22 protein-coding genes and 1 tRNA gene are annotated in these 26,078 nt (G+C 68.4%); 6 read left to right on the top strand and 17 right to left on the bottom strand.

Annotation, left to right across the window (positions count from 1 at the left end; translation table 11 throughout):
• Nucleotides 1–98: 98 nt before the first annotated feature.
• The 8 genes from ASD30_RS05985 to metH form a co-directional block, all read right to left on the bottom strand.
• On the bottom strand, nucleotides 99–1,400 hold the full coding sequence (locus ASD30_RS05985) for an ABC transporter ATP-binding protein (protein ID WP_056678186.1): 1,302 nt from the start codon (nucleotides 1,398–1,400) through the stop codon (nucleotides 99–101).
• Complete coding sequence (locus ASD30_RS05980; protein WP_056678184.1) at nucleotides 1,384–2,454, bottom strand: ABC transporter ATP-binding protein; 1,071 nt, start codon at nucleotides 2,452–2,454, stop codon at nucleotides 1,384–1,386. Before ASD30_RS05980 ends, ASD30_RS05985 begins: the two co-directional genes overlap by 17 nt.
• Nucleotides 2,451–3,383: an ABC transporter permease gene (locus ASD30_RS05975; protein ID WP_056678182.1), complete on the bottom strand. Its 933-nt coding sequence runs from the start codon at nucleotides 3,381–3,383 to the stop codon at nucleotides 2,451–2,453. Before ASD30_RS05975 ends, ASD30_RS05980 begins: the two co-directional genes overlap by 4 nt.
• Entirely contained in the window at nucleotides 3,383–4,402 is a 1,020-nt protein-coding gene (locus ASD30_RS05970) for an ABC transporter permease (protein WP_056678178.1), read from the bottom strand. Before ASD30_RS05970 ends, ASD30_RS05975 begins: the two co-directional genes overlap by 1 nt.
• 75 nt (nucleotides 4,403–4,477) lie before the next feature.
• A complete protein-coding gene (locus tag ASD30_RS05965; RefSeq protein ID WP_056678176.1) occupies nucleotides 4,478–6,130 on the bottom strand; it encodes an ABC transporter substrate-binding protein in 1,653 nt (550 codons plus the stop codon).
• A 161-nt stretch (nucleotides 6,131–6,291) separates the two neighbouring features.
• Nucleotides 6,292–6,921 carry an HAD family hydrolase gene (locus ASD30_RS05960; protein WP_268788279.1) on the bottom strand — a complete coding sequence of 210 codons (630 nt, stop codon included), beginning with the start codon at nucleotides 6,919–6,921 and terminating at the stop codon, nucleotides 6,292–6,294.
• A gap of 146 nt (nucleotides 6,922–7,067) precedes the next feature.
• Nucleotides 7,068–8,006, bottom strand: coding sequence for an alcohol dehydrogenase catalytic domain-containing protein (locus ASD30_RS05955; protein ID WP_056678171.1), 939 nt, complete (start codon nucleotides 8,004–8,006; stop codon nucleotides 7,068–7,070).
• Nucleotides 8,007–8,101: 95 nt separating this feature from the next.
• Nucleotides 8,102–11,821: a methionine synthase gene (gene metH, locus ASD30_RS05950; protein ID WP_200951076.1), complete on the bottom strand. Its 3,720-nt coding sequence runs from the start codon at nucleotides 11,819–11,821 to the stop codon at nucleotides 8,102–8,104.
• Nucleotides 11,822–11,979: 158 nt separating this feature from the next.
• Here metH and ASD30_RS05945 point away from each other — a divergent pair, with 158 nt between their 5' ends.
• On the top strand, nucleotides 11,980–12,825 hold the full coding sequence (locus tag ASD30_RS05945; RefSeq protein WP_056679393.1) for a PAC2 family protein: 846 nt from the start codon (nucleotides 11,980–11,982) through the stop codon (nucleotides 12,823–12,825).
• A gap of 6 nt (nucleotides 12,826–12,831) precedes the next feature.
• Here the strand turns inward: ASD30_RS05945 and mshC are convergent, their stop codons facing one another.
• From mshC to ASD30_RS05925, 4 genes are read right to left on the bottom strand one after another with little or no spacing between them, the layout of a single operon-like run.
• Entirely contained in the window at nucleotides 12,832–14,058 is a 1,227-nt protein-coding gene (gene mshC / locus ASD30_RS05940) for a cysteine--1-D-myo-inosityl 2-amino-2-deoxy-alpha-D-glucopyranoside ligase (RefSeq protein WP_056678168.1), read from the bottom strand.
• Between the two features lie 23 nt (nucleotides 14,059–14,081).
• Nucleotides 14,082–14,852, bottom strand: a complete 771-nt coding sequence (locus ASD30_RS05935) for an SCO1664 family protein (RefSeq protein ID WP_235530074.1) — start codon at nucleotides 14,850–14,852, stop codon at nucleotides 14,082–14,084.
• The gene (locus ASD30_RS05930; RefSeq protein ID WP_056678166.1) at nucleotides 14,849–15,427 is read right to left on the bottom strand and encodes a DUF3090 domain-containing protein; all 579 of its coding nucleotides are present in this window, start codon (nucleotides 15,425–15,427) and stop codon (nucleotides 14,849–14,851) included. Before ASD30_RS05930 ends, ASD30_RS05935 begins: the two co-directional genes overlap by 4 nt.
• A gap of 10 nt (nucleotides 15,428–15,437) precedes the next feature.
• Nucleotides 15,438–16,139 carry a histidine phosphatase family protein gene (locus ASD30_RS05925; RefSeq protein ID WP_056678164.1) on the bottom strand — a complete coding sequence of 234 codons (702 nt, stop codon included), beginning with the start codon at nucleotides 16,137–16,139 and terminating at the stop codon, nucleotides 15,438–15,440.
• A gap of 49 nt (nucleotides 16,140–16,188) precedes the next feature.
• Here ASD30_RS05925 and corA point away from each other — a divergent pair, with 49 nt between their 5' ends.
• Entirely contained in the window at nucleotides 16,189–17,169 is a 981-nt protein-coding gene (gene corA, locus ASD30_RS05920; protein WP_056678163.1) for a magnesium/cobalt transporter CorA, read from the top strand.
• Nucleotides 17,170–17,185: 16 nt separating this feature from the next.
• On the opposite strand, the gene ASD30_RS05915 is transcribed toward corA, so the two are convergent.
• On the bottom strand, nucleotides 17,186–18,010 hold the full coding sequence (locus tag ASD30_RS05915; RefSeq protein WP_235530073.1) for an undecaprenyl-diphosphate phosphatase: 825 nt from the start codon (nucleotides 18,008–18,010) through the stop codon (nucleotides 17,186–17,188).
• Between the two features lie 99 nt (nucleotides 18,011–18,109).
• On the opposite strand from ASD30_RS05915, the gene ASD30_RS05910 reads away from it, so the two are divergent.
• From ASD30_RS05910 to ASD30_RS05900, 3 genes are read left to right on the top strand one after another with little or no spacing between them, the layout of a single operon-like run.
• Nucleotides 18,110–19,060: an aldo/keto reductase gene (locus ASD30_RS05910; RefSeq protein WP_056678160.1), complete on the top strand. Its 951-nt coding sequence runs from the start codon at nucleotides 18,110–18,112 to the stop codon at nucleotides 19,058–19,060.
• Nucleotides 19,061–19,064: 4 nt separating this feature from the next.
• Nucleotides 19,065–19,295 carry a DUF5703 family protein gene (locus tag ASD30_RS05905; protein WP_056678157.1) on the top strand — a complete coding sequence of 77 codons (231 nt, stop codon included), beginning with the start codon at nucleotides 19,065–19,067 and terminating at the stop codon, nucleotides 19,293–19,295.
• A 43-nt stretch (nucleotides 19,296–19,338) separates the two neighbouring features.
• On the top strand, nucleotides 19,339–19,740 hold the full coding sequence (locus ASD30_RS05900) for a DUF4190 domain-containing protein (protein ID WP_162250918.1): 402 nt from the start codon (nucleotides 19,339–19,341) through the stop codon (nucleotides 19,738–19,740).
• A gap of 31 nt (nucleotides 19,741–19,771) precedes the next feature.
• Here the strand turns inward: ASD30_RS05900 and ASD30_RS05895 are convergent, their stop codons facing one another.
• From ASD30_RS05895 to ASD30_RS05885, 3 genes are all read right to left on the bottom strand, one after another.
• Nucleotides 19,772–20,260: a cupin domain-containing protein gene (locus ASD30_RS05895; RefSeq protein ID WP_056678154.1), complete on the bottom strand. Its 489-nt coding sequence runs from the start codon at nucleotides 20,258–20,260 to the stop codon at nucleotides 19,772–19,774.
• Between the two features lie 77 nt (nucleotides 20,261–20,337).
• Complete coding sequence (locus ASD30_RS05890) at nucleotides 20,338–21,777, bottom strand: HNH endonuclease (RefSeq protein WP_056678152.1); 1,440 nt, start codon at nucleotides 21,775–21,777, stop codon at nucleotides 20,338–20,340.
• Nucleotides 21,778–22,089: 312 nt separating this feature from the next.
• Nucleotides 22,090–23,418, bottom strand: a complete 1,329-nt coding sequence (locus ASD30_RS05885) for a M20/M25/M40 family metallo-hydrolase (protein ID WP_056678150.1) — start codon at nucleotides 23,416–23,418, stop codon at nucleotides 22,090–22,092.
• 78 nt (nucleotides 23,419–23,496) lie between these two features.
• Between ASD30_RS05885 and ASD30_RS05880 the strand changes: the two genes are divergently transcribed.
• Nucleotides 23,497–23,582: transfer RNA gene (locus ASD30_RS05880), tRNA-Leu, on the top strand.
• Nucleotides 23,583–23,639: 57 nt separating this feature from the next.
• Here ASD30_RS05880 and ASD30_RS05875 read toward each other — a convergent pair.
• Nucleotides 23,640–26,027, bottom strand: a complete 2,388-nt coding sequence (locus tag ASD30_RS05875; RefSeq protein WP_082563572.1) for an outer membrane protein assembly factor BamB family protein — start codon at nucleotides 26,025–26,027, stop codon at nucleotides 23,640–23,642.
• Nucleotides 26,028–26,078 lie beyond the last annotated feature (51 nt).

The raw sequence follows: 26,078 nt of genomic DNA, 5'->3' as shown, positions 1-26,078 counted from the left end.
AAAACTGGCGACGGGTCAACTCTCCCACGTGCGGCGCTGACTGAACTGGCGACAGGTCAACCAGAACTCACGACAGGTCAACCAGAACTGGCGACAGGTCAGCTTTCCCGGGGGTAGAGCACGCACGCCACCTCGGCACCGCCGGCCGGCCGCAGGGCCGGGTCCTCGGCCTCGTGGAAGACGATCTCGACGCCGTCCGGTGTCGCGGACATCGAGTCGACGCCCTTCCACATGGGCTCGTCGGGATTCTCGCTCCTGATCCCCTCCAGCAGGGCGAGCGCCTCGCCGGCGTTGCCCTTGCCCAGGGTGACGCGTTGCGAGGGTGAGTCCAGGGCGTCCAGCTTCCCGAGCAGCTTGCGCTCCTTGGCGTACGCCGTCGCGTCGCCCTTGCGCACCCAGTGCTCCTCGAGGGCCACCTTGAGGTCGCGGGACTCCCACCCGCAGGTGGCGACGGCCACCGGACAGCGCGGGTGGAACGAGCAGCCGAGCGGCGGCTGGGCGGCGTCCGGGATCTCACCACGGGGCAGGTCACGGGGCACCGCGAGCTCGGGGTCGGGCTCGGGGATCGCCTTGAGCAGCGCCTTGGTGTAGGGGTGACGCGGGTTGGCGAAGATCTCCTCGGTCGTGCCGATCTCGACGATGCGGCCGAGGTACATGATCGCGATGCGGTCACAGAAGAACTTCGCGCTGGCCAGGTCGTGGGTGATGTAGACGTAGGTCAGCCCAAGGTCGTCCTTGAGGTCGATCATCAGCTGGAGGATCTTGGCGCGCACGCTCATGTCGAGCATCGACACCGGCTCGTCGGCGACCAGCACCTGCGGTTCCATGATGATCGAACGGGCGATCACCGCGCGCTGCTTCTGGCCGCCCGAGAGGTCGGAGGGGTACTTGCTCATGAACTGCTCGGCCGGGCTGAGCCCCACGCGCTCGAGGGTGTCGGCCACCTTCTTGCGCAGCTCCTCCCCCTTCGCACCCTCGTGGATGACCAGGGGGTGCCCGACAGCGGTCTCGATGGTCATGGTCGGGTTCAACGCCGCGTGCGGGTCCTGGAAGACCATCTGCACGTCGGTGCGCAGGTGACGGAGCTCGGCCTTGCCCATGTGGGAGACGCGTCGGGTGCCGCGCGCGACGTCCTGGTAGGTGATCACGCCGTCGGTGGCCGGTGCCATGCCGAGCAGGGCCCGACCCAGGGTGGTCTTGCCGCTTCCCGACTCGCCGACCAGACCGATGACCTCGCCCTTGTGCAGGGTGAAGTCGACACCGTCGACCGCCTTGACTGTCTTGGTGCCCCACCCGAACAGGCGACCGAGCACACCACCGCCCAGCTGGAAGTGCACGGAGAGGTCGTCGACGTCCATGATCTGGTCGCCGACCTGGAGGGGTTCAGGCTTCGTCTGCAACGGAGATCTCCTCGCGGATCAGGGGTGCCCGGTCGGCGTCGGTCAGCCCGTGGTTGGTGCCGGCCGTGATCTCGGCGTCCCAGCACTGGGTGGTGGTCCCGTCGGGCGTGGTCAGCACGCGGGGCTCGCGCTCTGCGCAGACCGCCATCGCCAAGGGGCAGCGGGGGTGGAACTTGCAGCCCGACGGCGGATCGATCAGGTTCGGCGGAGCACCGGGGATGAACTCCAGGCCGGTGGTGCGCAACGAGATCGTCGAACGCAGCAGCTCGCGCGTGTAGGGATGCTTGGGACGCGAGAAGACCTCGCTGGCATCACCGATCTCCACGATCTCGCCGGCGTACATCACCGCCACCCGGTCGCAGGCCTCGGCGACGATGCCGAGGTTGTGGGTGATCAGCAGCAGCGAGGTGTCGAACTCGCGACGCAGGTCGTGGAGGATGCGGATGATCTGCGCCTCGACGAGGACGTCGAGGGCAGTGGTCGGCTCGTCGGCGACCACGAAGGCCGGCTTGAGCACCAGGGCCAGGGCGATCATCAGACGCTGCCGCATGCCGCCCGAGAACTCGTGCGGATAGGCCGTGTAGCGGGTCGGCGGAATGCCCATCATCCGCAGCACCTCGAGCGAGCGCCGTTCGACCTCCTTCTTCGAGATGCGCTTCTCGTGCGTCTTGAGCGTCTCCTCGAAGTGCTCCGAGATGCGCATCAACGGATTCAGCCGGGTCAGCGGCTCCTGGAAGATCATGCCGAGGTCCTTGCCGCGCATCTTGTGCAGCTTGCGCTTCTTCAGACCCACGATGTCCTTGCCCTGGAACAGCAGCTCGCCGTCCATCTTGGCGCCCTCGGGCAGCAGGCCGATGAGCCCGCGTCCGAGGGTGGACTTGCCGCAGCCGGACTCGCCGACGAGGCCGAGGATCTCGCCCTTGCGGAGCGTGAAGTTCACCCCGTCGACCGCACGCACCGGGCCCGCGGCCGCGCCGTACCAGACCCTCAGGTTGCGGGCCTCGAGGACGTTGTCGGTGGTCGGTGCGGCCGCTGGCCGCGTCGACGCGCTCATTTCGCGATCTCCTTCGGAGTGTGGGGCGGCATGACCACCTTGGTGATCCGGCGCTTGCGCAGGCTCGGGTTGATGGTCTCGTTGAGCCCCTCGCCGAGCAGGGTGAGGCCGGTGATCAGCAGCACGATGGCGATGCCCGGGAAGAAGCTCTGCCACCACATGCCCGAGGTGGCCTCGTCCATGGCTCGCTGCAGGTCGTAGCCCCACTCGGCAGCCTCGCCCGGCTCGATGCCGTAGCCGAGGAAGCCGAGTCCGGCCAGGGTGCCGATCGCGTCGGCCGCGTTGAGGGTGGCGATGACCGGGACCGACTGGATGACGTTGCCGAAGAGGTACTTGCTCATGATCGTGCGGTCCTTCGCGCCGATCGCGCGCGCCGCTTCGACGTACGTCGCCTCGCGTGCCGAGACCGTCGTGTTGCGTACGACGCGGAAGTACTGCGGAATGTAGATCACCGTCAGGCTCAGTGCCGCCGGCATGATGCCGCCGCCCAGCTTGTCCTGGAGCAGGAACGAGAAGATCAGGGCCAGCAGCAGCGACGGGAACGAGTACATCGCGTCCATGACGAAGACCAGCAGGCGGTCGACCCAGCCACCGAGGTAGCCGGAGACGAGTCCGAGCGGGACACCGATCAGCAGCGAGAACAGCAGGGAGAACAGCACCACCTGGACGGCCGTGCGGGCACCCCAGATGGTGCGACTGAAGATGTCGTTGTAGGCGTCGTTGGTGCCGAACCAGTGCGTGCCGGAGGGCGCCTGGTTGTCGGCGATCTCCTTGCCGTTCATCATCGAGTCGTTGAACCCGGTGGGCGCGACCAAGGGAGCGAACACGGCCAGGAACAGGAAGATCGCGGTCATCATCAGGCCGACGATGAGCAGCCAGCGGGCCATGCCGGTGGTGTTGCGGAACGGACTCGTGAGGCGGGTGAGCATCAGTACCTCACTCTCGGGTCGATGATGGCGTTGATGATGTCCACGAGCAGGCTGACCAGCACGACCATGATCGCGATGAAGGTCACGATGCCCTGGATGGCGCCGTAGTCACGCTGGCCCATGAACTTGATCAGCTCGTTGCCGATCCCCGGCCAGCCGAACGTGGTCTCGGTCAGGACTGCGCCGGAGAGCGTGAGGGCCACCTGCAGGCCGATCACCGTGATGACCGGCACCAGGGCGTTGCGGAACGCGTGGTGGCGCACGACCTTGCTCTCGGCGATGCCGCGGGCCCGGGCGGCCTCGACGTAGTCGCCCTTCAGCGTCTGCAGCACGTTGACCCGCACCAACCTGATGAACACACCCGAGAGCAGCAGCCCCAGGGTGAAGCAGGGCAGGGCGTGGTGGATGAGGACGTCGACCACGGCCACCAGGTTGCCGTCGAGGATCGAGTCGAACAGCAGCACGTGGGTGACCGTGGGCACTTCTCGCAGCGTGCTGGGGTTCGCGATCTGGCTGGTCGGCCAACCGGTCGGCGCGACCACGAGGATCAGCATCATGCCCATCCAGAAGACGGGGGCGGCGTAGGTGAAGATGCCGAAGATGCGGATGAAGACGTCGAAGGCCGAGTCACGCATGCGCCCGGCGAGCAGCCCGAGCGGGATGCCGATGAGGAGCGCGATGGCGAACGCCCCGATGGACAGCGTCAGGGTGGCGCCGCCCTTGTCGATGATGACGTCCAGGACGTCCTTGTTCCCCCGGAAGGTGTGCCCGAAGTCGAAGCGGAGCAGCGAGCCGAAGTAGTCGAGATACTGCTTCCAGAGGGGCTCGTTGAGGCCGAGCTTCTCGCGCCGGGCCTCCTTGTCCTCCTCGGTGATCTTGTCACCGAAGGCCGCGGAGATCGGGTCTCCGGGCACCACCCGGAGGAGGAAGAAGACCATCGTGGTCAGGAACCAGATCATCGGCAACATCAACAGCAGCCGTTGAACTATGTATCGGGGCAGGGAACCGCCGGCGGTCATGGACCTACTTTCTGTTTGCTGTGACGCACCGACGGGGAGGACACCGGCGTTGCGGTGTCCTCCCCGTCAGGCGTGTTACTCGCTGGCGCTGGGGCTCTCGGACGCTTCAGAGCTCTCGTCGCCCGGTGCCTTCACCATCCACAGTCGGAAGATGTAGGTCGGGTCGAGCGTCTCCTTCACGCCGGTGACTCCCTTCTTGGCAACGGCGACGTTCTTGCCGTTCCAGCTCGGGATCAGCGGGACGTCTTCAGCCGTGACGTCCTGGAGCTGCCCGATGATGTCGTCACGCGCACCCTCGTCGGTCTCCGCGAGCTCCTGCGACAGGAGGTCGTTGACCTCGTCGCTCTGGTAGTTGTTCGCGAAGAACCCACCGTCACGCAGGAACGGCGTGAGGTAGTTGTCGGCGTCCAGGATGTCGGGGTACCAACCGAGGATGAACAGGTCGTACGCGTTCTGCTTGTAGAGGGTCTGGTACTCCTCCCACGGGTCCGACTGCAGGGTGACGTCGAACAGGCCGTCGGCCTCCAGCTGCTTCTCCAGCTCCTGGGCCTCGTCGACCGTGTTCGGACCGTAGTGGTCGGGGTTCCAGCCCACGGTGATCTTGACCGGGGTCTTCACGCCGGCCTCGTCGAGGATCGTCTTGGCGGCCGCGGGGTCCGGGTCGCCGTACTTCTCCTCGAAGGAGTCCTTCTGGCCACCGAAGCCGGGCGGCACGATGGAGTACGCCGGCTCCACGGTGCCGTCGTAGGCACGCTCGGAGATGCGGTCGCGGTCGATGATCTGGGCCGCGGCCTGGCGGACGGCCTGGTCCTTGCCTACCTTGGTGCCGAACTGCCAGACCCAGTAGCGGAACTCGGAGCCGCTGCCGGTGATCACGTCGACCTTGTCGTTGGAGCCGAGGTCGGTGAGCTCCTGCGGGCTGAGCGTGCGCCAGGCGACGTCGACCTTGTCGTTCTCGATCGCGGTCTTGAGGTTCGCCGAGGTGCCGTAGCTGGTGATGTAGATGGTCTTCGAGGCCGGCGCCTTGGTGCCCTCGTAGCTCTTGTTGGCCGCGAGGACCGTGAGCTCGTCCTTCTTGTAGGTGTCGAGGGTGTAGGGGCCGGAGCCGATCACCTTGTCGTCGGCGAGCTTCTCGTCGGCCGGGAAGGTCTCCTCGTCGACGATCGACGTGGTGGCCGTGGTGAGCACCTTCAGGAAGGTGGAGTCCGCAGCGTTGAGGTGGAAGACCACCGTCAGGTCGTCGGGCGTCTCAATGGCGCCGTCGGCAAGGCCGGGGTTCTTGGCATCGCCGTTGGAGATCGAACCGAGCAGGACCGAGGAGCCGTTGGGGTCGGCGATCTCGACGTTGCGCTTCATCGAGAACAGCACGTCGGACGAGGTGAGCTCGTTGCCGTTGGAGAACTTCAGGCCCTCCTTGAGCTTGCACTCGACGGTCTTCGGGTCCTTGGCCTCGCAGTGGGCTGCGTCGTCCTCGGGCTGATCGCCGTTCGGGGGAATCGACATCAGCTGCTGGAAGATGGAGTACTGCATGTTCCACGAACCGAAGTCGTAGGAGCCGGCCGGGTCCATCGCGGTGACCACCTCGGTGGTGCCCAGGCGCAGTTCACCCTCTGCAGGCTTGTTCTCGATCGACTTCTCGGCGGCGTCCTTGACGGCCCCGCAGGCCGACATGGACGCGGCAAGCAGCGCCGCTGATGCCAGCGAGATCAGTTTGGTCTTGCGGTTCAAAGTGTCACCTCTGGTGGTCAGACACCCGGCGACGTACCGGGGTCGATGCCCGGCAACCTACTCTGATCGTTGTGACCGGCGCCACCGTGGCCCGGGCGTGAAAGGGTCGCAATCCCGCAACGATTTCGTGACGGCCCGCATCCGGGCGGAGATCTTGCGGCTCAGCGCAGGTGGCGCAGGTCCTCGGCACGCATGCCGGCCAGCGAATTCCGGAAGATGCGCCGCTCCCCCTCGAGCACCGGCACGTGGTTCGGTACGACGAGCACGGTGCACCCGGCCGCCACGGCGGAGCGGACCCCGGTGTTGGAATCCTCGACCGCCAGGACCTCACCGGGCTCGACCCCGAGCAGCGCCGCACCCTTCAGATAGGGCTCCGGGTGCGGCTTGCCCCGCGAGACCGTGTCGCCGGTGACCACGACGTCGAACGTGTCCGGCGGCAGGGCAGCCAGGATCGGGGCCACGAACCGGCGGTAGCTCATCGTCACCAGCCCGCAGGGCACACCCTCGGCCCTCAGGTCGGCGAGCAGCTCCACGGCACCCGGGCACCACGGCACCTGCTGCTCGACCGCGGCCACCACGCCGTCGAGGAGCTCCTCGACGATCTGTGAGGGCTCCACGTCGATCCCCATGTGCTCACGGATGTAGCGCCCGGACTCGATCAGGTCGTTGCCGACCAGGCTCAGGGCGTGCTCGTCGCTCCACGTGCCGCCGTACTTCGCGGCGAGCTCGTACTCGGTCGAGATCCAGTACGGCTCGGTGTCGACCAGGGTGCCGTCCATGTCCCAGAGCACTGCCGCCGGCCGCCACACATCGCCATCGAGGGGGTGACCTGCCGGTTCGGACGACGATGCGGTGTTCAGGATCCCTCCAAGGCGCTGCGTGCAACGTTGCGACGGCCCACCCTAGGGCGAAGGGAGCTCGGGTCCAACCACGAAGCTCAGTCGCGGACCGCGACCAGGCGTCCCTGGTTCGCCTCGCCCCGCCGGAAGCGGTCGATGGAGTCGCCGATGCTCTCGAAGCTGACGAGCTCGATCTCTGAGCTCACGGTGCCTGCGGCCAACAGGTCGAGCACCTCGACCAGTTCCTCGTGGGTGCCACCGAGGGAGCCGAGGAGGTCGACCTGCTTGCCGACGATCGCAGTGGTCGAGATGTCAGCACGCTGGACACCGACACCGACCTGGACCACTGTGCCGCGGTCGCCGACGGTCACGAGCGCGTCGTCGGTCGTGGTCCCGAAGCCCGCGTAGTCGACGATCACTTCGAGGTCCCGGTCGGCGAACTCGCGGATGCTCTCGGCGACACCGACCGCGCCGAGGCCGGCCAGCCGGTCCCAGATGGTCCGGTTCGTCTCGGCGACGTACACCTCGGCACCGAGGGCATGCGCGAACTGGAGCGCGAGGCTGCCGAGACCTCCGGCGCCGATGATTCCCAGTCTCGTGCCGGCCCTGACACCCCCGCGCCTGAGGGAGTGGTACGACGTCACACCCGCGTCCGTCGCCGGGGCTGCCTGCTCCCACGGGATGCCCTCAGGCAGGGCGATGACCTGGTGGTCGCGGGCCCTGACCTGCTCAGCGAAGCCACCATCGGTGCCGGTGCCGGGCCCAGAGACGCTGGCAGGGATGACGACCGTCTGGCCGACCTGGAAACCGGTGACGTCGCTGCCCACCTCGGAGATGACGCCGGCGATCTCGTGGCCGAGGGTGATCGGCATGGCACCCAGCGCGTGGGTCAGGGATCCGTCGAGGTACCCGACATCGGTGTGACAGATGCCGGCCGCCCTCACGTCGACGATGATGTCGCTCGGGCCGGCTTCGGGCTCTGGCACGTCGACGAGCCGCAGTGGCTCATGGGCAGCGAAGAGGCGCCACGCCTTCATCGCCGTTCACCCCGGTCCTTGTTCACAGCGCCAACGTAGGCGCCGATTCCGGCTGCGCTCCCTCCCGATCTCGGTGATCAGGACGGCGAGGCTGCTCAGTCCTCGGGCTCGTAGGCCAGGTTCGAGGAGAGCCAGCGCTCGGCCTCGGCCTGGGTCCACCCCTTGCGCCTGGCGTAGTCGAGGACCTGGTCGCGCTGGAGCCGGCCGACCACGAAGTACTGCGCCTGCGGATGCGAGAAGTACCACCCTGACACGGCGGCTCCGGGCCACATGGCCATGCTCTCGGTCAGCTCGATGCCGGTGTTGGCGGTGACGTCGAGGAGCTCCCACAGCGTCTGCTTCTCGGTGTGCTCGGGGCAGGCCGGGTAGCCCGGTGCGGGGCGGATGCCGTGGTACTTCTCGGCGATGAGGTCCTCGTTGGAGAGGGTCTCCCCCGCGTCGTGCCCCCAGAACTCGGTGCGCACGCGCTGGTGCAGGCGCTCGGCGAACGCCTCGGCGAGCCGGTCGGCCAGGGCCTCCAGCATGATCGCCGAGTAGTCGTCGAGGTCTTCCTTGAACTTCATGATGCGCTCGGTGGAACCGAGGCCGGCGGTGACCGCGAACGCGCCGACGTGGTCGGCCAGTCCGGTCTCCTTGGGAGCCACGTAGTCGCCGAGCGACCGGTTGGGCACGCCGGCGCGGTGTTCGCCCTGCTGGCGCAGGTTGCGCAGCACGGCCTGTACGTCGGCGCGGGTGTCATCGGCGTACACCTCGATGTCGTCACCGACAGCGTTGGCCGGGAAGAGCCCGAACACCGCGTTGGCGGTGAGCCAGCGCTCCTCGATGACCTGGTCGAGCATCTTCTGGGCATCGTCGTAGAGCTTGCGCGCCTCTTCGCCGGTGCTGGGGCTGTTGAGGATGTCGGGGAACTTGCCCTTCATCTCCCAGGCGTTGAAGAACGGCTGCCAGTCGATGTAGTCGCGCAGCTCGCCGAGGTCGTACTCGGAGAGCACGTGGATGCCGGGCTCGTTCGGGAGAGGCGGCACGTAGCCGTCCCACTCGATCGGCGTGCGGTTCGCGCGCGCCTTCTCGAGAGACACCGTCGGTCGCTCCTGCTTGGCCGCGTGGCGGGTGCGCAGGGCGTCGTAGTCGTCCTTGATGTCGGCCATCAGCTTGGGGCGCTGGGCGTCGCTCAACAGCGCTGCTGCGGTCGGCACCGACCGTGAGGCGTCCTTGACCCAGACCACCGGGCCGTCGTACTGCCGGTCGACCTTCACCGCGGTGTGCGCGCGGGAGGTGGTGGCACCGCCGATCAACAGCGGGATGGTGAACTCCTGCCGCTTCATCTCCGCGGCCACGTTGACCATCTCGTCGAGCGAGGGCGTGATCAGGCCGGAGAGCCCGATGATGTCGGCGTTGACCTCACGGGCCTTGTCGAGGATCTTCTGGGCAGGAACCATCACGCCCATGTCGATGACCTCGTAGTTGTTGCACTGGAGAACCACACCGACGATGTTCTTGCCGATGTCGTGCACGTCGCCCTTCACGGTCGCCATCACGATGGTGCCGTTGGTGCGGTCGACGTCGCCGGGTTGCTTCTCGGCCTCGATGAACGGGATCAGGTAGGCGACGGCCTTCTTCATCACGCGGGCGCTCTTGACCACCTGGGGCAGGAACATCTTGCCGGCCCCGAACAGGTCGCCGACCACGTTCATCCCGGCCATCAACGGGCCCTCGATGACCTCGATCGGGCGGCCGCCACGCTCGGAGATCAGGGCACGGAGCTCTTCGGTGTCCTCCTCGACGAACGCGTCGAGGCCCTTCACCAGGGCGTGGGTGATGCGCTCGTCGACGGGCAGCTCGCGCCACTCCTCGGTCTTGGCCTCGGCGGCCTCGCCGTTGCCCTTGTGGGCCTCGGCGATCTCGAGCAGCCGCTCGGCGGCGTCGGGCCGCCGGTTGAGCACGACGTCCTCGATGCGCTCACGCAGCTCGACGTCGATCTCGTCGTAGACCACCAGGGCGCCAGCATTGACGATGCCCATGCTCAGGCCGGCCCTGATCGCGTGGTACAGGAAGACCGCGTGGATCGCCTCGCGTACCGGGTTGTTGCCGCGGAACGAGAACGACGCGTTCGAGATGCCGCCGGAGATCTGGGCGCCGGGCAGGTTCTGCTTGATCCAGCGGGTGGCCTCGATGAAGTCGACGCCGTAGTTGGCGTGCTCCTCGATTCCGGTCGCGAGCGCGAAGCAGTTCGGGTCGAAGATGATGTCCTCGGCCGGGAACCCGACCTCCTCGACCAGGATCTTGTAGGCGCGGCCACAGATCTCGATGCGTCGCTCGAGGTTGTCGGCCTGGCCGTCCTCGTCGAAGGCCATCACGACCACGGCGGCGCCGTACTTGCGGCACAACCGGGCCTCGGCGCGGAACTTCTCCTCGCCCTCCTTCATGGAGATCGAGTTGACGATCGGCTTGCCCTGCACGCACTTGAGGCCGGCCTCGATGACCTCCCACTTGGAGGAGTCGATCATGATCGGCACCCGGCTGATGTCGGGCTCGGTGGCGACCAGCTTGAGGAAGCGGTCCATCGCGGCGACGCCGTCGATCATGCCCTCGTCCATGTTGACGTCGATGACCTGCGCGCCGTTCTCGACCTGCTGCGCAGCGACCGCGAGGGCGGCGTCGTAGTTGCCGTCCTTGATCAGGTTGCGGAAGCGGGCCGACCCGGTGATGTTGGTGCGCTCGCCGACGTTGACGAACAGCGAGCTCTCGTCGATCGTCAGCGGCTCGAGACCGGACAGGCGCATGGCGGAGGCCACCTCGACCTGCGCGCGGACCGGCTTGTCGGCCACGGCGCCGGCGATCGCGGCGATGTGGTCGGGGGTGGTGCCACAGCAACCGCCGACCAGGTTCACGAGTCCGCTCGCGGCGAACTCCTCGATCACCGCTGCGGTCTCGTCGGGCGACTCGTCGTACTCACCGAAGGCGTTGGGGAGCCCGGCGTTGGGGTAGCAGGAGACGAAGGTGTCGGCGAGACGGCTCATCTCGGCGATGTAGGGGCGCATCTCCTTGGCCCCGAGCGCGCAGTTGAGGCCGACGGCCAGGGGCTGCGCGTGGCGCACGGAGTTCCAGAACGCCTCGGTCACCTGACCGGACAGCGTGCGGCCGGAGGCGTCGGTGATGGTGCCGGAGATGATCATCGGCCAGCGGCGACCGTGCTCCTCGAACACGGTCTCGACCGCGAAGATCGCCGCCTTCGCGTTGAGGGTGTCGAAGATCGTCTCGATGAAGATCAGGTCCGCGCCGCCGTCGAGCAGCCCGCGGGTCGCATCGCGGTACGCCGCGACGAGCTGGTCGTAGCTGACGTTGCGGGCACCCGGGTCGTTGACGTCGGGCGAGATGGACGCCGTACGCGTGGTCGGGCCGAGGGCCCCGGCGACGTAGCGCGGCTTGTCGGGGGTGGCCACGTCGTCGCAGATCTGACGGGCCAGGCGTGCGGCCTCGAAGTTCAGCTCGTAGGCAAGGTCTTCCATGCCGTAGTCGCCCAGAGAGACGGCGTTCGCGTTGAACGTGTTGGTCTCGAGGATGTCGGCGCCGGCCTCGAGGTACTCACGGTGGATGGCCGCGATGATGTCGGGCTGGGTCAGCGTGAGGAGGTCGTTGTTGCCCTGGAGGTCGATGTGCCAGTCGGCGAACCGCTCACCGCGGTAGCCGGCCTCGTCGGGTCGGTCGCGTTGGATCGCCGTGCCCATGGCCCCGTCGATGACGAGGATGCGCTCGCCAAGGGCCCGCGTGAGTTCCGCGGTCGCGTCTGGACGAAGGGCTGGGGACTCCGACACGAAGTTCCTCTCCGAGGTTGGGGACCTCTTCAGGGTAGGCAGGCCGTCCACGTTCCGGACGGGTTTCCCGCATGCTGACACCAATCCCCATCAACGAACGAATCCCTGCCGGGTCACGTGTGTCGCACCCGTCACAGTGCCTCATCTACGCTGGCCTGATGATCGAGATGGACGAAGTGCCCGAGCTGGTGGACCCCGTCGTCATCGCGGCCTTCGAGGGCTGGAACGACGCCGCCGACGCGGCCTCGTCCGTCGTCGACCACCTCATCGAGGTGTGGGACGCCCGGGTGGTCGCGTCGGTCGACCCCGAGGACTTCTACGACTTCCAGATGAACCGCCCGGTCGTGGGCACCGACGCCCGCGGCCACAGGTCGCTGACCTGGCCGAGCACGACCGTCTCGATCGCCTCTCCCCCTGGCCTCGACCGCGACGTGATCCTGATCCGCGGCATCGAGCCGAACATGCGGTGGCGCCAGTTCTGTGCCGAGCTGCTGGCCGCCTGCGACGAGCTCGGCGGCCAGATGGTGGTGACGCTCGGCGCCCTGCTGGCCGACACGCCGCACACCCGCCCGATTCCCGTGACCGGTACGGCGACCGAGCCCGACCTCGTCGACCGCCTTGACATCGAGCAGTCGACGTACGAAGGCCCGACCGGCATCGTCGGAGTCTTCCAGGACGCGTGCGTGCTCCTCGACATCCCTGCGGTCTCCTACTGGGCGGCGGTGCCGCACTACGTGGCCCAGCCGCCGTGCCCGAAGGCGACCCTTGCCCTGATCGGGCAGATCGAGGACCTGCTCGGCACCGGCATCCCGTTGCTCGACCTGCCCGAGGAGGCTCGGGCCTGGGAACGCGGGGTCGACGAGCTCGCCGAGGAGGAGGAAGAGATCGCCGACTACGTCCGCGCGCTCGAGGAGACTCGCGACACCGCTGACCTGCCCGAGGCCTCCGGTGAGGCGATCGCCCGGGAGTTCGAGCGCTACCTCAAGCGCCGCAACACCGACTAGGTCCCGTCAGAGCGCGAGGCCGAGGGAGGCGTCGAGGAGGGCGCGGATCGTCTCGGCGGCGTTCGGGTCGGTCGTGTCACCGGCTGCAGTGGTTGTGAACCACGTGTCGACCGCGGCCAGGGCCGTGGGGGCGTCGAGGTCGTTCGCCAGCGCCGCGAGCACGGCCTCGACGACCGGCTGCGCGGGAGCTCCGGCGCCGGCAGTGATCGTGTCGCGCCACGACGCCAGGGTGTCGACCGAGCTCCAGAGCTGCTCGTCGGTCCACTCCCAGTCGGAGCGGTAGTGCTGGCGGAGCAGGGTCAGCCGGATCGCCATCGGGTCGACCTCGCTCATCCGCAACGCGGACACGAAGACGAGGTTGCCCTTGGACTTCGACATCTTCTCGCCGTCGTAGGCCACCATGCCGGCGTGGGCGTAGGCCTTGGCGAACGCGTCGCCGCGTTCGGCGACCTGCACCTCGCCCGCCGACATCTCGTGGTGCGGGAAGATCAGGTCGCTGCCGCCGCCCTGGACATCGAAGCCGGTGCCGAGGTGCTTGAGGGCGATCGCGGCGCACTCGATGTGCCAGCCGGGGCGGCCGGGGCCGAACGGGCTGTCCCAGGCGGGTTCGCCGTCGCGCTCGCCGCGCCACACGACGCAGTCGAGGGGGTCCTTCTTGCCTTCGCGCTCGGGGTCGCCGCCACGTTCGCCGAAGATCGCCAGCATCTGGTCGCGGTCCCAACCCGAGACGTCGCCGAACGCCGGGTCGGCGGTCACGGAGAAGTAGAGGTCGGTGTCGACGGTGTAGACCGAGCCGGTGGCGCGCAGCTTCTCGACCAGGTCGATCACCAACGGGATCGACTCCACGGCACCGATGTAGTCGCGGGGCGGGAGCACCCGCAGTGCTTCCATGTCGTCACGGAACAACTGGGTCTCGCGCAGGGCGAGCTCTTCCCAGGCGACGCCGACCTTGGTGGCCCGCTCGAGCAGCGGGTCGTCGACGTCGGTGACGTTCTGCACGTAGTGCACGTCGTGGCCGGCCGCCCGCCACGCCCGGTTGAGCAGGTCGAAGGCGACGTACGTCGCGGCGTGGCCCATGTGCGTGGCGTCGTACGGCGTGATGCCGCAGACGTAGAGACGCGCGACGTCGGCCGGAGTGGTGGCGACCGGGCCACCGGAACTCGTGTCATGGATCGAGACCTGCGGGCCCCGAACGGGGAGGGAAGGAACCTGCGGGGCTGACCACGTCTGCATGGCGGCAGCCTAACCAACGACCTCTAGAACGCGGGCCACGGGATGGCCGGCCACTCCCCCGACGGCTCCGGCATCACGCCCGTCTCCAGCAGTGTGTGGCACCGCGCGACGAACGCGGCCAGCTCACGCGGGGTGACCAGGTCGCCCAGCCGCTTGTGCAGGTCGTCGTCGGCGGCCACCCGGCGTACGGCGTCTGACTCGTCGTCGGTGAGCGGCGTGCCGAGCCAGCCCCAGAGCACGCTGCGCAGCTTGTTCTCGACGTGGAAGGAGACTCCGTGGTCGACGCCGTAGCGGTGGCCGTCGGTCATCGCGAGCACGTGACCGCCCTTGCGGTCGCCGTTGTTGACCAGCACGTCGAAGACGGCCATCCGGCGCAGGGCCGGGGAGTCCTCATGGACCAGGGCGACCGGTTCGTCCTCGGGACCGACGGCGTCGAACACGTGGAGGTACCCCTCCGGCAGCTCTCCCTCGGGCACCACGTCGACGGGTGCCTGGTCGGGGTCGGGCTCGGCCCAGGCCTGCACCATGCCGGGTCCGTGCGGGCCGTCGCGGAGCACGGTCGTCGGGACGACGTTCCAGTCGAGGGCCTGCGAGACGGCGTACGCGGCTACCTCGCGTTGCGCCAAGGTGCCGTCCGGGAAGTCCCACAGGGGCCGCTCGCCGGCGACCGGCTTGTAGACCACCTGGGTGCCGTCGACGATGCCGATGAAGGTGGCGTTGGAGGCAGGCATCACCCGGCCCAACAGCTCCAGGTCGCCGGTGGAGATCGCCGCCGGCGGGACCGGCTCGCTCACGGATTCCTTCTGCGGAACCCGTTGGCCCTCACGCACAGGTGGCCGTCGGGGTCGATCGGGCCACCGCAGAACGGGCAGTCCGGCCGGCCGGCCTCGATCACCTGGGCGGCGCGCTTGACGAACGCCCGGGCGGCTCCGGCCGTGATGCGCACGAGGAAGACCTCTTCGGGCTCCGGCTCGGTGAAGTCCTCGTCGACCTGCTCGGGGCTGACCACGGCCGCCTCGTTGAACGGGAACACCTCGATCACGATGCGTTCGACGTCGCTCTCCCACGAGAGCGTCATGGTGCCGGCCCGGAACTCCTCCTCGATGGGCTGGTCGAGCGGCGCGGAGTCGTCGAGGTCGAGCGGCGCGACCGCCGGGATGACGTTCTGCGTCGTGGCGTTGGCCATCAGCTCGTCGAGCAGGTCGTCGATACGGTCTGCGAGCACCGCCACCTGCTGCTTCTCCAGCGACACGCTGACGAGCTTGGCCCCGCGCCGGGCCTGGAGGAAGAACGTGCGGTCACCCGGCTCACCGACGGTGCCGGCGACGAACCGGTCGGGCGGGTCGAATTCGTGGATCACGGGAGCCATGGCGCCAACCCTATTCCGGTCCGGCGCCGCCGCCGACGACCGCATCGGTCCTGCGGCGGGAACGCTTCTTCCTGGCGGGTGCCAGCCAGCCGAGGTCGCCGTCGTGCGTGTTGGTGCCCAGCACGAACGGGCGGGTCGAGGTGTAGCGCACGATCGACAGCGACGCCGGGTCGACGTGCAGTCGCTGGAAGAGGTCGAGGTGCATGCCCAGGGCGTCGGCCAGCACCGACTTGATGATGTCCCCGTGGCTGACCGCCACCCACACGGCGTTCTCCCCGTGCTCGGCGGTGATCTCGGCGTCGAGGCGTCGTACGGCGGCCACGGAGCGTGCCATCATCGCGGTGAGCGACTCGCCGTTGGGGAAGGCCGCGGCCGAGGGCTGCTGCTGCACCGTGGACCACAGCTTCTCCTTGGCCAGGTCCTTGATCTGGCGGCCGGTCCAGTCGCCGTAGTCGCACTCGACGATGCCCCGCTCGGTGCGCACGTCCGGTCCCCCGGGTTGGGCTGCCGCGATCCGACGCGCCGTCTGTCGGCACCGCTCCAACGGGCTGCTGATGACCGCGGCCAGGGGCACTGCGGCGAGCCGGGTGGCCGCCCGGTCGGCCTGGGCCGTACCGGTGTCGTCCAGGCGGACGCCACCGGAGCGCCCGGCCAGCACACCACTTGTGTTCGCCGAGCTTCTGCCGTGCCGGACCAGGATCACCGTTGCCATGCCCCGGACACTAGCCGGGAGATGCACAACCCGGCGTAGCCTCACACCCGTGATCGTCGACAACGCGCTCTACCGCAACGGAGTCAGGGTTCCCCTGGACTTCGACATCGCCGACCTCGCGTCCGTGCGGTCCCGCTGTTCCGGACCAGACAGCTTCGTGTGGGTGGGCCTGCTGGACCCGACCGAGGACGAGCTCGTCGAGGTGGCCGAGGAATTCGGCCTGCACAACCTCGCCGTCGAGGACGCCGTCAAGGCTCATCAGCGCCCCAAGCTCGAGAAGTACGACGACTCGCTCTTCATGGTGCTCAAGACGCTCTGGTACGTCGACGAGGAGGACGCCGTCGAGACCGGGGAGATCAACCTGTTCGTGGGCAGCGACTTCATCGTCTCGGTCCGCCACGGCGAGGGCTCCGAGCTGCACTCGTCCCGCTCCTACCTCGAGGGCAAGGCCGAGCTGCTCGTGCACGGGCCCACGGCCGTGGTCTACGCCGTGTGCGACCGGGTCGTCGACGGGTACGAACGGGTCGCGGCGAGCCTCGAGGAGGACGTCGACGAGGTCGAGGCGTCCGTGTTCGCCCCGGAGCGCACCGACGACTCCCCCAGGATCTACGTCCTCAAGCGCGAGCTGGCCGAGGTGCGCCGCGCCGTACTCCCCCTGCGAGACCCGGTACGCCGCGCGTCGACCGCGTCGGTCCCCGGGATGTCGGGCGAGGCGGCACCGTACTTCCGCGACGTCGGCGACCACCTGGCCCGGGTCGCGGAGACCGTGGACAACCTCGACTCGTTGCTCTCCTCTGCGTTCGAGGCGCAGCAGGCCCGCATCTCGGTCCAGCAGAACGAGGACATGCGCAAGATCTCGGCCGGCGTCGGCCTGGTCGCGGCACCCACCCTGGTCGGTGCGATCTACGGGATGAACTTCGACCACATGCCCGAGCTGCACTGGGCCTTCGGCTACCCGTTCGCGCTGTGCCTGATGGCGTTGAGCTCCCTGGTCGCCTTCATCTTCTTCAAGAAGTCCGGCTGGCTCTGACCTTCCGCTGCGAGGGTCAGGCGGCGATTGCGCCGCCGGCCAGCAGCGCCAGCACGAGGGCGCCGAGGCCGATCCTGTAGATCACGAACGGCAGGTAGGACTTCGTCGAGACGTAGCGCAGCAACCACGCGATCGCGGCGTACCCGACGATGAAGGAGACCACGGTCGCGGTGATCGTGGGGCCCCAGCCGTAGCTGTTCTCGCCGTGCGGGATCTCCTTGAGCTCGAAGAGTCCCGCGCCCACGACCGCGGGGATCGCCAGCAGGAACGCGAAGCGCGTCGCGGCCTCACGGTCGTAGCCCAGGAAGCGGCCCATCGAGATCGTCGCTCCCGAGCGGGAGACACCCGGGATCAACGCGCATGCCTGGGCGAAGCCGAGCAGACCGGCGTGCTTGAGGTTCATCTGCTTGATCGCACGCTCGCCCGAGCTCATCCGGTCGGCGATTCCGAGGATCACACCGAGGACGATCAGCGTCGTGCCGACGATCCAGAGGTTGCGGAAGTCCTTCTCGATGATGTCCTTGAGGAAGATGCCGAGGATCACGATCGGCACGGAGCCGACGATGACGTACCACCCCATGCGCGCGTCGATGTGCCCGCGATACTCCGGCTTGGCCAGCGACTTCACCCACATCGACGCGATCCGCCAGATGTCCTTGCGGAAGTAGATCAGCACGGCGAGCTCGGTGCCGATCTGGATCACTGCCGTGAACGCGGCGCCCGGGTCCTCCCAGCCGAAGAACTCGGGGAAGATCCGCAGGTGCGCGCTGCTCGAGATCGGCAGGAACTCGGTCAGGCCTTGGAGGACGCCGAGGAAGACGGCTTTGAGGAAGTCCAGCACGGCGCGAAGCCTACGTGCCGAGGTGCAGCACGCTCGTACGTCGTCCGCCACCGGCGTGCCTCGAGGGCGGTTTGCCCCGGTGTGGCTACCGTTGCGCCCATGCAGCAACGCACCCTGGGCTCGACCGGCCTCAAGGTTTCGCGGCTTGGTCTGGGGACCCTCACCTGGGGACGCGACACCGACGAGCACGAGGCCCGCGACCAACTGATCGCCTTCAGCGAGGCCGGAGGTACCTTCCTCGACACCGCAGCCGGGTACGGCGACGGGGCCTCCGAGGAGCTCATCGGCAGCCTGTTGGGCGATGTCGTGCCGCGCGACGACGTGGTCCTGGCCACCAAGGCCGGCATCTCCCGGCGCCGCGGAGAGCGGGAGACCAACGTCTCGCGCGGCCACCTGATCTCCACCCTCGACCAGTCGCTGCGACGCCTCGGCGTCGACCACATCGACCTGTGGCAGGTGCACACCTGGGTCGACGGCACCCCGCTCGAGGAGACCCTGGGCGCCCTCGACTACGCGGTCGCCAGCGGTCGGGCGTCGTACGTCGGGGTCTCGAACTACTCCGGCTGGCAGACCGCGCAGGCGGCCACGTGGCAGCGTGCTGTCCCCGGCCGGGCCACGCTCGCCTCCACCCAGGTCGAGTACTCCCTGCTGAACCGCAACGTCGAGCACGAGGTCCTCGACGCCGCACGGGCCCTGGGTCTCGGCGTCCTGCCGTGGTCCCCACTGGGCCGAGGGGTGCTCACCGGGAAGTACCGCAACGGCACGCCTGCCGACTCACGCGCCGCGTCCGCGCACTTCGCCAACTTCGTGGGCAACTACCTGGGCGAGCAGTCGAAACGCATCGTCGAGGCCGTGGTCCGTGCCGGCGAGGGTCTGGACTGGTCGCCCCTCGAGGTGGCCCTGGTCTGGGTCCGCGACCGTCCCGGAGTCACCGCCCCCATCGTCGGTGCCCGTACGGCGGCACAGTTGCAAGCAGCACTCGGCATCGACGAGCTGACCCTGCCACCCGAGATCGTCGAGGCCCTCGACGACGTGTCCGGAGGAGACTGATCGCATGGCCGAGACCGCGCGCAAGGCATTCCGCAAGAACGTGGAATGGGAGTACGACAGGCTCATCCTGCCGCGCGAGTTCAGCCGCAACGTGGTCACCCGCATGCTCGTCGAGCGCGCCGAGAAGGGGGGCTGGGAGTTGCGCAGCGTGCGCATCGGCCCCGACGGCGTACGCCGGGTGCTGCTGCGGCGCAAGATCATCCGTCAACCCCGCCCGGAGTTCTTCTACGTGTGAACGACGCCTCCGCTCACTCCTGCCGCATGGCATGCTCTGGGCCGTGAGCGAACAAGACCCGGGATCCGACCCCCCTTCGCCGCCCGATCCCCAGGCGGGTTGGGGAACGACGCCGTCCGGACCTCAGGGCGCGCCGCCGTACCCGCCGATGTACGGAGGTGGCTATCCGCCTCCCTACGGCTACCAGCCGTTTCCGCCTCCCCGTTCGACCAACGGCCTGGCCATCGCCTCACTGGTGCTCGGCATCCTGTGGATCTACTGGCTGGGTTCGGTCCTGGCCCTGATCTTCGGTTACATCGCGCGCAGCCAGATCAAGGAGTCCGGCGGCCGGCAGGACGGCGAGGGCATGGCACTCGCCGGCATCATCCTGGGTTGGATCGGCGTCGGCATACTCACCGTGGTGATCGGCGGCGGTGTCCTCATCGCCTTCCTCGACACTCCGTGACCAGCGTCGGGTAGCCGAGTCGACGATCGGCTCAGAGCCAGTAGTTGTCGTGGGCGAGGTAGAACGCGTCGCGCTCCTCGTCGGTCATGGTGAGGCCCTCACCTAACTTCTTCAGCGTCTCGAAGTAGGGCTCACGTGGCGCCCCCGGTGAGAAGTGCAGCAGCATCGAGGCCTTCTCTCCCGACTCGTTGCGGAAGCCGTGCACTCCCCCGGCCGGGACGTGCACGAAGTCGCCGGCACGGGTGTCCACCCACGCGTTGCCGTCGTAGATCTTCACCGAGCCGGAGAGGATGTAGAACGACTCGGAGATGGTCTTGTGGAAGTGCGGGTCGGGTCCGCTGACGCCTTCGGCGAAGTTCCACCGGTAGAGCCCGAACAGGCCGCCGGTGCTGGCGCCCGTGGCGAGGTAGTCGACCGTGCCCCCGCTTCGGTAGGTCAGCGTGTGGTCCTCGTCGTTGCGTCGCAACGTGGCGCTCTGCTCACCCTCGTCGCCGAAGTAGATCGGGTCTGGATAGGACATGGGTCGAGCCAAGCACGCCGATCAGGCAAGGTCGAGGAAATTACCGCCGGGCCCGGCACACCGCAGCTACGCAACTGTCAGGCGATGAGTTGCCAGTCGTCGGGTTCGGTCTCCTCCATGCCGAGGTCGAGTCCGGTGGTCAGCAGCAGGGCTGCGTGTTCGCGGTCGTCTCGGTGGTCGCTGAAGACCAGGGCTCCGATGCGTGGGTCCAGGTCGTGGGTGCCGGTGCCGTCGACGAGGCGGTACCGGTGGTGGGTGGTGCGCCAGACATAGGTGTCCGGCACAGGTTGTCGCACGCTCATCTGTCCGTGGGTCTTGATCCGGTGATGATGTCGGGTCATCGGGCCGGCGTTCTCGACACTGGTCTGCCCCTGCGGACCACCTGTGTCGTGGGAGCCGGGGTCGTAGGCACGGGTGTGGTCGATGTCCATCGCATGGGTGGTGTTGACCCCGTAGGGGTAGCAGTCGGCCGGCACCCGGGCCAGCACGGCTTCGCGCAGGTTGCCGGTGAATGCGTAGGAGTCCACCGGCGCGGTCGCCCACGGGTCCAGCACCGGGCGGATCACCACCTGGCTCAACTGCAGCAGTTCAAGGGCCTCCGGCAAGGAGAGGGGGCCGTAACCCTCCAGTCGCCCGACGCCCGCGGGGTGGTCGCCGTGGGCCTTGGCGTGGGCCAGGGCCTGCAATGCGTCCTCGGACAGGTGCAGGTGCAGCACCGTCGTCACCGGCGCCCACCGCGACCCACGACTGTGTGACGCCGGGGCACTCGACTCGTCCGCAGGCCTGTCAACCGGCTCGGGCTCATCGCCCGCGGTGTCGGGGGCGTCCGCGGGCTCGTCGTCGTCCGCGGGCTCGGGCTCATCGTTCGCGGGGCCAGCGTCCTCATCGACAGCAGCGGCGTGGGCTGCGGCGATCAGGGCCAGCGCGGAGTCGGGGTTCGCGATCAGCAACCCCAACGCCCGCGAGCGGGCCACCGCCATCGAGTCCAGATCCTTGAGGTCGATCCCGGCCGCCAGGTCCTGGGCCAGCAGCAACTCCGCCAACCGCTGCACCTGTGCCTCGCCGATGACCGCGTCGGCGGCCGACAGCTTCGCGTACAGGCCCTTGAGGCCACGCTGGTTGGACTTGTTGAACGCCACGAACCGCTTGCCCAGGTTGTCCTGCCGGTCCTCCTCGGCCGCCTGGGCCTCGGCCAGGAGCACCATCGACTCGACCTTCTCCAGCAACCGTGGCGCCGGCAACGACCCGACCACACCGGCCAACTCGAGGCCGATCAACTCGGCCGCCTCAGGGTCCAGGCCCCGGGTCAGCACCGCGATCCTGCGCAGCACCCACACCTCGAACGTCGCATCGGTGAACGTCACCGCCCACAACGCCGGCAACCGGTGCCGCAGATCCAACGCATCCCCGATCCACGACCGTGCCGCCAACGGATGCACCCCCAAGCTGACCCCCAGCTCCGCGGTCGCGAACTCCGCCACCACCGGGGTCCCCTCACCACCGAAGACCTTGAACACCGGGTGACCCCGTCTGGCCCCCGGCTCATCACACGCACCATGACCCCGCGTCACCCGCTCATGGTCACCATGCAGGTCAGCCCAGTGCGCCGCATGATGCAACAACGCAACCTCTGCAACCCGACGAGCCACCACCGCAGACTCGACACCGGTGAGCGTGTCACCCGAGTCAAGATCCGTCAGAGCCGCTGCCGTCTGCATATCCAGAACTCAACACGGCACCACCGACAGTCAGGCCCCGAAACCAGCCCCGCATCCCAGCATGCGGACAACGCGCAGAGACAGTTGCGTTGGCGTCCGGCTCGACCCACCTCAGGCGAGGTCGAGGAACCTGTCGAAGACCCGAGCGCCGAACTCGAGCGCGTCGACGGGCACCCGCTCGTCGACGCCGTGGAAGAGGGCGCCGAAGTCGAGCTCCTGGGGCAGACGCAACGGCGCGAAGCCGTAGGAGGTCATCCCGAGCTTGCGGAAGTGCTTGGCGTCAGTGCCGCCGGACATGAGGTACGGCGCGACGATGCCGTCCGGGTCCTCGGCCAGGATCGACTGCGTCATCGCATCGACGATGCGGCCGTCGTACGGCGAGTCCCAGGGCTGCTGCTTGGAGACGAACTCCCACGTGACGTGCTCGCCACACAGCTCGGCCAGGGTCGCGAAGAACTCGTCCTCGAAGCCCGGCAGGAAGCGGCCGTCGACGTGAGCCGAGGCCTCGGTCGGGATCACGTTCACCTTGTAGCCGGCGTTGAGCATCGTCGGGTTGGCGGTGTTGCGGATCACCGCGCCGAGCATGCGCGCCGAGCTCTCGAACTCAGAGACCAGGGCCTCCGCGTTCTCCGGGGTGGCCTCGGTGCCGGCGATGTCGGCGACCGAGGCAAGGAGCACCTCCATGGCCGGGGTCAGCCGCACCGGCCACTTGTGCGAGCCGATCCGCGCCACCGCGCCGGCCAACTCGGTCACCGCGTTGTCGTGGTTGATCATCGAGCCGTGGCCCGCACTGCCGCGGGCGGTCAGCTTCATCCAGGCCATGCCCTTCTCGGCCGCCTCGATCAGGTAGATCCGCTTCCCACGCACGGTCGTGGTGAAGCCGCCGACCTCGCCCACGGCCTCGGTGCAGTCGGCTATCTCGTCGGCGTGGTTGTCGATCAGGTATTCAGCGCCCTTGTGGCCACCAGCCTCCTCGTCGGCGGTGAAGCAGAGCACGACGGGTCGCGGCGGCAGTGCCCCCGCGCGGGCACGGGCCCGCACCACCGAGAGCGCCATCGCGTCGAAGTCCTTCATGTCGACCGCGCCACGGCCCCACACGTAGCCGTCGTGGACCTCGGCGGCGAACGGGTCGAACTGCCAGTCCTCCGCCGCGGCCGGTACGACGTCGAGGTGCCCGTGCAGCAACAGGGGTTCACCGGGACCGTCGCCCCACCTGGCGATCAGCGACGTTCGACCCGGCTCGGACTCGTAGAGGTTGCTCGAGATGCCCACCTCGTCGAGCAGCGCGGCGACGTGCTCGGCCGCCTTGCGCTCCCCCGGACCGTCGTCGTCCCCGTAGTTGGAGGTGTCGATTCGGATCAGGTCGCGGCAGATGTCGACCACCTCGGAGGACGGGTCGTACGCCGAGGTGTGGGCCGTCGTCGGGTCGGGTGCAGACATGTCCCCATCCTTGCATCCGTGCCCAGTGGGGCCGATGTGAGTTTTCGGCACGTCTCTTGCTACAGTTCTCCAGCACTCGTCCGGGTGGCGGAATTGGCAGACGCGCTAGCTTGAGGTGCTAGTGCCCGTATTAGGGCGTGGGGGTTCAAGTCCCCCCTCGGACACTGGAAAGGCCCCGGCTCCACGGGGCCTTTTCTTCATTTCAGGCACCGCCGCGGGCCCTACTTCCGGGTGGCGTCGAGCACCTTGCGGGTCATCCGGAGAGCGTCGCGCTCGACCTGCTCACCGAGGCCGGCGCCGTCGCGGGAGTACGACAGCTCGATGACCAGGTTGTCGACGACCAGCAGGACCTCGCGCTCACTCAGGTCGTAGCCGTCGGCCGCCTCGGTCTGGTCCCAACGCGAGATCACGGCCTTCTCACCGAGGCCGCGCAGTGGCTTGTCGTCGCGCGAGCGGCTTGCGGCGAACACCTTGCGGGCGACCGTCGACGCCGAGTCGCCGTCCAACGGGTTGCCACCGGCGGCGTACACGTGGACGGCGAGGTCCCCGATCGAGTCGTCCTGCTCCCAGGCGCAGTCGGCCAGGCGCGGGTCGGCGCCCGGCGGCGTCACCGAATGCCCCGCAGGCAGACCGAGTGCCTCGGCGTCCGCGCGGAGCACCGCACACACGTCGCCCACCCGCCGGACTCGTCCCGGGTCGGGCCGCTCGGTCGCGTCCAACGTCACTCCGAGCGAGGCGAGAACCTCGCGAGCAGCAGCCAGCGTGCCCGTCTCGATCCTGTTCAGCGAGGGCGGCGTGGCTTGGGGGTGCGCCACGTCGTAGCCACCCTCGGCCTGCACCTCCACCACGACATTGCCGGCCCTCACCAGGAGATAGCTCCCCGTGGTGACACCGATCGAACCGGCGAAGCGGGTGCCCGACGTCGCATAGGCCTCGTCGCCGAGTCCGTCGACCTCGTGCGGAGCTCCGAGCCCCGGGTGCAGGATCCCACCTGTCAGGTCCGGGTTGAACTCCTTGCGCCACTGTGCGGCGACGGCGCGGGCCCCGTCGACGGCCGGCATCGTCTTCGGCTGGCCTTCTTCGTCCGTGGACTCCGTGGGGCGGGCGACGTGCACACTCACCCGAAGACTGCGGTCGGAGTAGCGCGGCTCGGCGGTCTCGGTCCAGGTGCAGTTCGCCGGGGCCGGCAACGCCGCGCTGGCCCGGAGCCCCAGGGTGCGCAGCGTCTGGCGGCTGACCTCCGCGCACGGTTCTGACATCGGATCCGGACGTACGTCGCCCTCTGCCCAGGCCGGCTCTGTTCCCGGCAGCTTCACGTCGGGGTCCACCGCCTCAAGCTCGTAGGCCTCCAGGGTGCCCCTGCCCTGCCCCAGCAACAGACCGTCCGACACCTGCCAGATGACGGCCTGCGACTCGTCCTCGTCGATCCGACCTGCCGTCCCTGCATCCTCGCCGGTGCGCAGGTTCCACCGGGCGAGCCAGATCTCGAACGAACGGCCGTCGTCACGCATCCGGCGCTCCGTGACCACCACGCCCTCAGAGTCGACTCCGGCCACGGCGGACGAGGCGTAGTGCGGTGAAAGCGTGTTTGCAGAGACCGCGCGCGACCAGAGCTCCCGGCCCGTCTTCACGTCGTACGCGTAGACCCTGCGTGGCGTGCCGGTCGGGCTCTTGGGCGAGGTGTCGTAGGTGCCCACCATCACTCCGTCTGCGGTCCCCAGCGGCGTGAAGAAGCCCCGGTATGCGCCGAGCTGAAGGCCCACCGTGGCCCCGGGGCGGCCGTGCGCCCGCGAGTAGCGGCGCATCAGCGTGTGGCCGTCCTCGCGCAGCGCAAGGATCAGTGGTGAGGAGCTGACCACTGCTCCGGCGTCCAGGCCGCTGTCCTGTCGTGACCTCGTACGCCGCCACAGGAGCTTGCCGGAGTCCGCGTCGTACAGCTCGAAGGAAGCAGCACCGTCCCAGGGCGGGATGAAGCCGGTGCCGTGGTCATCAGGGGTCGCCTCGGTGGCCGGGTCGTGCCACACCGCGATGACCTGGCCGTCCGAGTCCGCCTCGTTGGCGCAGGCAACGTCATGGGGCGACAGCACGCCGAGGCGGTGCCCGTCCTTCAACGAGAGACGGGTGACCTGTCCGCAGAACTGGATCACGGTCACGGTCCTGTCACCGATGCTCGCCACGACATTGCCGGAGTCGTACTGCTTCGAGATCGACGGGATGTGTGCCCGCCACCGGGCCGTGCCCTTCTCACTGTCGATCACCACCACGTCGCGACATCCTTCACCGAACACGACCACCACGTCGCCGGCGGCATTCGGCTCACCTGCGGAGCAGCCCTGCGGGATCGGCCGGTTCCAGACCACGTCACCAGACGCCGGGTCCAGCGCCGTCACCGATTCCTGGCTGACCTGCAACAACCGATCGCCTCGGCGGAACACCGCGACACCGAACGTCGTCTCGGTTGCCTTCGCGACCCAGGCCGGTTCCAGGGGATCCGGCAGCGACACCTTCGACGAGTCGTCCTTCTTGTCGTCCGTCGAGGAGCACCCGGACAGCGCGACCGTGAGTGCGACGACGGTTGCGAGACCTGCGCGAAGCATCCGGAGTGACATGGCGAGCCTCTACCCGTGACGGCGCGGCCCGAAACGACAAAGGGTTTTGCC

The organism is Nocardioides sp. Root140 (assembly GCF_001426745.1).
Lineage (GTDB): Bacteria > Actinomycetota > Actinomycetes > Propionibacteriales > Nocardioidaceae > Nocardioides.
Note: the sequence above shows the minus strand (reverse complement) of the source record. Positions and strands in the feature narration are given on the sequence as shown.